Genomic DNA, 6,077 nt, shown 5'->3' on the forward strand with positions numbered 1-6,077 from the left:
GGCCCGGCAGCATGCTCGGTGTGGCGCGACCTCAGCGTGGCTCGACGTCCGGTGTGGTTCGGCGGGGAACGCTCGAAGCGGTGGTCAGCTGAGACGCGGACGCAAGTTCAGCGCCTGCTGGACGAAGGCTCGCGCATCGTGGGGACTGTCGTTGAGTTTCCGCAGTTGCGCGGCAGTGACGTCATCGGGCCGCGCGGCGCGCACGCCGCGAGCCGTCAGATCGACGAGGGCGCGCTCAGCTGAGGAACCCGCGCACCACACGATCGGCGCACCGGCGTACGCAGCGACGTCGAGGGCCGCCGCGTAAGGCAGTCCGAACAGGGCCACCGCCGTCAGCTCACGCGCCAGCGCAACGGCGATCAGTTCACTGATCGCGTCGTCGAGGACGATGACGCCGGCCGGAGAGTCATGCTCGGCGTAGGCGCGTGCCGGCCATTCTTCGCGGGTGATCGCGTAGGAGTCGTGATCGCGCCAGGCGTTGGCGCCCGACGGGCCGTCGGCGAGCCACAACATGCGGCGGACGGTGCGTTCGCGTCTGAAACCGAGCGACCGCAGGACGCCCGCCGACGTCGCGTTGGCCGTGCGCACGTTCGCCTCGACGCGGTGCAGGCCCATGCCCGACGGGGTGGGGCGCAGAGCGATGTCGACGACGAGCGCGAGACCTTCGCGGAACAGCCCCCGCCCGACGTACGGGTCGAATGCGTTGTACCCCATCGTCGCGCTCATGAACCGCCCCTGCACGACGTTCGACACGTTGACGCAGCCGACGAGACCGGCCGTGTCGTGCGGGGCGCGCACGTCGTCATGGGCGCGGATGAGGAAGGTGCGGTGCTTCTCGGATTGCGCCGCGAGGTGGTGGACGAGATCGCCCGGATTGACGGGGTTCCACGAGCCGATGCGTGCCGCGGAGCGCGTCATCGCGCGTCGGTAGGGCTCGATGTCGGCTCGCCGGGCAACGCTGACGCTGACACGTTCGCCGTCGGCGTGGAGGAATTCGGCGCTGCTCATACGTTTGGCCTCACTCGACGATGCGTCCGCGCAGGACGACGTGGCGCGGCGCGGCGAGGACGCGCACGTCGTCGCGCGGGTCAGCGTCGAGCATCACGATGTCGGCCGGCGCACCCTCCGTCAGGCGTTCGTGGCCGAGCCATTCGCGCGCGCCCCACGTCGCCGTCGCGAGTGCTTCGCTGTTGCTCATCCCGGCGTTCGTCATCTCGGCGACCTCGCTCGCGATGAGGCCGTGCGGCAGTTGACCGCCCGCGTCGGTGCCGGCGTAGATGCGGATGCCGGCGTCGCGGGCCGCGCCGATCGTGGTGTACCGGCGGGCGTGCAGGTCGCGCATGTGCGCAGCGTAGGCGGGAAACTTGGCCTCGCCGGCAGCGGCGAACGTCGGGAAGTTGTCGAGGTTGACGAGGGTCGGGACGATCGCGATGTCGCGCTCGGCGAACAGTGCGATGGATTCCTCGGTGAGGCCGCTCGCGTGCTCGATGCAGTCGACGCCGGCGTCCGCGAAGTCGAACAATGACTGCTCGCCGAAGCAGTGCGCGGTGACGCGCGCGCCCTCGGCGTGGGCGGCGTCGATGGCGGGTTTCAGTGCCTCTGCGGGCCAGCACGGGGTGAGGTCGCCGGCGTCGCGATCGATCCAGTCGCCGACGAGCTTGACCCAGCCGTCATCGCGGCGCGCCTCCTGCCGCACGTACGCGACGAGATCTTCGGGCTCGATCTCGTGGGCGTAGTTACGGATGTAGCGCTTGGTGCGGGCGATGTGGCGGCCGGCGCGGACGACGCGGGGCAGGTCGTCACGCTCGTCGATCCAGTGCGTGTCGACGGGTGAGCCGCAGTCGCGCAGCAGGAGCGCGCCGGCCGCGCGGTCGGCGAGGGCATGCTCTTCGGCGCGTTCGGGCTGCACTCCCCCATGCGACTCGAGCCCGACGTGGCAGTGCGCGTCGACGAGCCCCGGCAGGAACCAGCCGTCGAGCTCGACGGCGTCGTCGAGGTTCGTCTCGGGACGCGCGTAGGTGATGCGTCCGTCGACGACCCAGGCCTCCCCCACCTCATCGTCAGGCCCGGCCAGGATGCAGCCGGTGAGGTGAAGCACATCGTCATTCATGAACCGACACTATCGCGCGACGTCGGCGCTGATCGCCCGAGAGGTCGTGCATGTTCGCGATACCGGTCGCACGAACCTGCACAACTCCTCCGGGCCGAAGGACGACCGACGCGGTTAGTCCTTGTCCGCCCCCGGGCCGAGGAACTTCTCGAAGCCCTTCGGCAGCTTCATGTTCGAGTAGTCGGGCTCGTCGTTCATCTGGCCGAAGGCGTTCTCCATCGCGGCCGCACGCGCCGCTTCGGCCTTGGCCGCTGCGGCCGCCTCTTCCTGCGCACGCTTGGCGGGGTTGCCGCTCTTGCCCTTCTTCTTCGGCTGGCTCTTCGCCTTCTTGCCACCGCCGCCACCAGGCATCGCACCCATGCCCGGCATGCCCGGCATGCCGCCGCCACGCTTCAGCTGACGCATCATCTTCTGCGCCTCGCCGAAACGCTGCAGCAACTGGTTGACCTCGGAGACCGAGACGCCCGAACCTCGCGCGATGCGCGCGCGTCGCGAACCGTTGATCTGCTTCGGGTGCGTGCGTTCGAACGGCGTCATCGAGCGGACGATGGCCTCGACACGGTCGAACTCGCGCTCGTCGAGCGAGTTGAGCTGGTCACGCATCTGACCCATGCCCGGCATCATGCCGAGCAGGCCCTTGATGTTGCCCATCTTCTTGATGGCCGACATCTGCTGGAGGAAGTCGTCGAACGTGAAATCCTCCTCGTCCATGAACTTGCGCGCCATCTCGGCGGCCTGGCGCTTGTCGAACGCGCGCTCCGCCTGCTCGATGAGCGTCAGCACGTCACCCATGTCGAGGATGCGGCTCGCCATGCGATCGGGGTGGAAGACCTCGATGTCCTTCACGCCCTCGCCCGTCGAGGCGAACATGATCGGGCGACCCGTCACCGAGGCCACCGAGAGGGCGGCACCACCGCGGGCGTCACCGTCGAGCTTCGACAGGACGACACCCGTGAAGTCGACGCCGTCCTGGAACGCGATCGCCGTCTCGATGGCGGCCTGACCGATCATCGCGTCGATGACGAAGAGCACCTCGTTCGGCTGGATCGCCTCACGGATGTCGGCGGCCTGCTGCATGAGGTTCTCGTCGACAGCGAGACGACCCGCGGTGTCGACAATGACGACGTCGTACTGGCGTACCTTCGCCTGTGCGACACCGGCCTGGGCAACCCAGACGGGGTCGCCGTGGCTGCGTGTGCCCTCGCCCGTCTCCGAGACCGCGTCGTGGCCACCCTCGTTGCCACGCTCGGGCGCAAACACCGGCACGCCCGCACGCTCACCGACGACCTCGAGCTGACGCACGGCGTTCGGACGCTGCAGGTCGGCGGCGACGAGCACCGGGAAGTGACCCTCGTCGCGCAGCCGACGCGCGAGCTTGCCCGCGAACGTCGTCTTACCGGAACCCTGCAGACCGGCGAGCATGATGACGGTCGGGCCCGTCTTCGCGTACTGGATCGACCGCGTCTGGCCGCCGAGGATCGCGACGAGCTCCTCGTTGACGATCTTGACGACCTGCTGGCCGGGGTTCAGCGCCTGGCTGACCTCCGCACCGAGCGCACGCTCACGCACCCCCCGCGTGAACTGCTTGACGACGGGCAGCGCGACGTCGGCATCGAGCAACGCCATCCGGATGTCACGGATGGTCGCGTTGATGTCTGACTCGGTGAGACGCCCCTTGCCCTTGAGGTTGGCGAAGGTCGCTGTCAGGCGGTCTGAGAGGCTATTGAACACCGGCCCAGATTACCCGCTCCCATGCGGCCCCGTCAGATCGACCGTGCAGTGGCGCCGATGCCGAGCCCGTCGCGTCGGCGTTCGTCGATGTCGACGCTCGGTCTCGGCGGGAATGCCCTCGAGGAACGACGCATCGTGGCGACTGTCCCCATCTGCGATGCTCGTCCACATGGGCGTAGATGCAGATGTAGACGAAAATCGCAGAGGGGGACGGGATTCGCGGATGGGGATGCAGATCGTCGATGGGGACGGGTGCCGGAGTTCCTCGAGGTAGCGGTTCGAGCGAAGAGATGCGTTAGCCGGCGGTGCCGACGGCGTCGAGCACGGCGCCGATGACGCGCGCCGCGTGCGGTGGCGCCAGCGGCGAGCCCTGCTCGTCCGTGACGTAGAAGGTGTCGGCGCTGCGTCCCGCATATGTCGCGATGTGCGCGGAGCGCACGGAGACCCGCTCGACGGCGAATGCCGACCCCACGTCGAACAACAATCCGAGACGGTCGGCGGCGCGCACTTCGATGACGGTCGCGTGCTGCGATGCACCCGGGACGACGAACGCGGACGCCCGCGGCATCGTCGCGCGTGACGGCCCCGCGGCAGCGCGACGGCGCGCGTCTGCCTCGAGGGCACGCAGCGGCAGGCGCTCGCCCTCGCGCAACGTTCGCAGCGACCGCGCCAGGTCGCTCGTGCGCGGCACGTCGCCGTGCGGCACCTCGACGACCCACGTGTCGACGGCGAGGCCGTCGATCGTCCGCAGGTTCGCCGACCGCACGGACGTGCGTCGCAGCCCGAGCACGCCCGCCATGTCGGCGAAGAGGCCGAGCCGGTCGACGTCGACGATGCGGACGGTCACAACGCCGCTCACGCCCTCCAGCGGCTCGAGCTCGACGACCACCTCCCCCGCCGCGACGCGTCCCCGCTCGTCCGCGCTCACGATGCCCGACGGGCTGCCAGCGTCGACCTGCGCCTGCACCCCGTCGCCTTCCGCGACCGAATCGGTCTCGCCCAGGGCCTGGGCTGACGCCGCGGGGGCGCGACTTGAGGGTCGAGAGACCGCAGGAAGAGAAACGGCGCGTCCGGTCGCCACGTCCTCGGACGGCCGCTGCTCGGCCGTCGCCCCGGGCGATGACCTGTCGGGGGACGAGGCACCCTCGAAGGTCGCGGCAGGTGCGGGCACGCCTGCGACCGTCTCCCCCGACGCGAACCGCCTGCGTGCTCGCGCGGCGAGGTCGCGCACGAGGCCGGCGCGCCACGTCGTCCATGCCTGTGGTCCCGCTGCTCGCGCGTCGGCCTCCGTCAGCGCGTCGAGCAGGTCGAGGCCTTCGGCGCTGCCGGCCGCCTCGCAGAGCATCCTGACGGTCGCAGGGTCGTCGGGGTCGCGTTTCGTCGCCAGATCGACGAGCGTGAGGTGTTCGCGCACGAGACGTTCGACGAGGTCGCAGTCGGCGCGATCGAAGCCCATGCGCTGGCAGATCGCGCGCGTGACGGGTGCGCCCTCCGCGCTGTGGTCACGCGCGCCTGCGACCTTGCCGATGTCGTGCAGCAGCGCTGCGAGTCGCAGGACCAGGTCGGGCCGTATGACGGGCCCACCGTCGGCCGGGGCCGCCGACCCCGGCTGCTCCGACGTCTCGCTCGCCGACGACTCGCTCGGCGACGACTCGTCCCCAGCCGCCGGCGACGGCCGCGAGGGGAGCTCGAGGTCGATGGCCTGCGCCAGCACGGTCAGCGAGTGCTCGTAGACGTCCTTGTGCCGGTTGTGCTCGTCGACCGTGAGCCGCATCCCGGACAGCTCGGGCAGCATCACGTCGGCGAGGCCGGTGTCGGTGAGCACCTCGAGACCGGGGCGGGGGTCGGGGGTGAGCATCAGCTTGACCAGCTCGTCCCGGATCCGCTCGGCCGAGATCATCTCGAGCGACCCGGCCCGCTCGCGCAGGGCGGCCTCGACCGCGGGGTCGAGGGTCAGGCCCAGCTGGGACACGAAGCGCGCCGCCCGCATCATCCGCAACGGGTCGTCGCCGAAGGACTCGGCCGGCGTTCCCGGCGTGCGCAGCAGGCCACGCGCGAGGTCGCCGAGGCCGTCGTGCGGGTCGACGAAGGTCAGGTCGGGCAGCCGCAGGGCCATCGCGTTGACGGTGAAGTCGCGACGGACGAGGTCGTCCTCGAGCCGGTCGCCGTAGGTCACCTCGGGCTTGCGGCTGGTGCGGTCGTAGGCGTCCTTGCGGTAGGTCGTGATCTCGACCTG

At 70.1% G+C, this 6,077-nt stretch carries 4 protein-coding genes; all 4 read right to left on the reverse strand.

The window, feature by feature from the left end:
• Positions 1-84 precede the first annotated feature (84 nt).
• Positions 85-1,008, reverse strand: coding sequence for a GNAT family N-acetyltransferase (locus tag B2284_RS04260; protein WP_062256683.1), 924 nt, complete (start codon positions 1,006-1,008; stop codon positions 85-87).
• Positions 1,009-1,018: 10 nt separating this feature from the next.
• Entirely contained in the window at positions 1,019-2,110 is a 1,092-nt protein-coding gene (locus B2284_RS04265; RefSeq protein ID WP_286697238.1) for an amidohydrolase family protein, read from the reverse strand.
• A gap of 114 nt (positions 2,111-2,224) precedes the next feature.
• Positions 2,225-3,841: a signal recognition particle protein gene (ffh, locus tag B2284_RS04270; protein ID WP_006944856.1), complete on the reverse strand. Its 1,617-nt coding sequence runs from the start codon at positions 3,839-3,841 to the stop codon at positions 2,225-2,227.
• A 295-nt stretch (positions 3,842-4,136) separates the two neighbouring features.
• Positions 4,137-6,077: tRNA nucleotidyltransferase/poly(A) polymerase-related protein (locus B2284_RS04275; RefSeq protein WP_286697239.1), on the reverse strand; the 1,941-nt coding region annotated here is incomplete at its 5' end.

Origin of the sequence: Dermacoccus sp. UBA1591 (assembly GCF_002322065.1) — a bacterium.
In the GTDB taxonomy this organism is placed as follows: domain Bacteria; phylum Actinomycetota; class Actinomycetes; order Actinomycetales; family Dermatophilaceae; genus Dermacoccus; species Dermacoccus nishinomiyaensis.

Bases quoted from the DNA above. Each gene is read 5' to 3' on its own strand.
- B2284_RS04265 (WP_286697238.1), bottom strand. From the start codon at position 2,110: ATGAATGACGATGTGCTTCACCTCACCGGCTGCATCCTGGCCGGGCCT.
- B2284_RS04260 (WP_062256683.1), bottom strand. From the start codon at position 1,008: ATGAGCAGCGCCGAATTCCTCCACGCCGACGGCGAACGTGTCAGCGTC.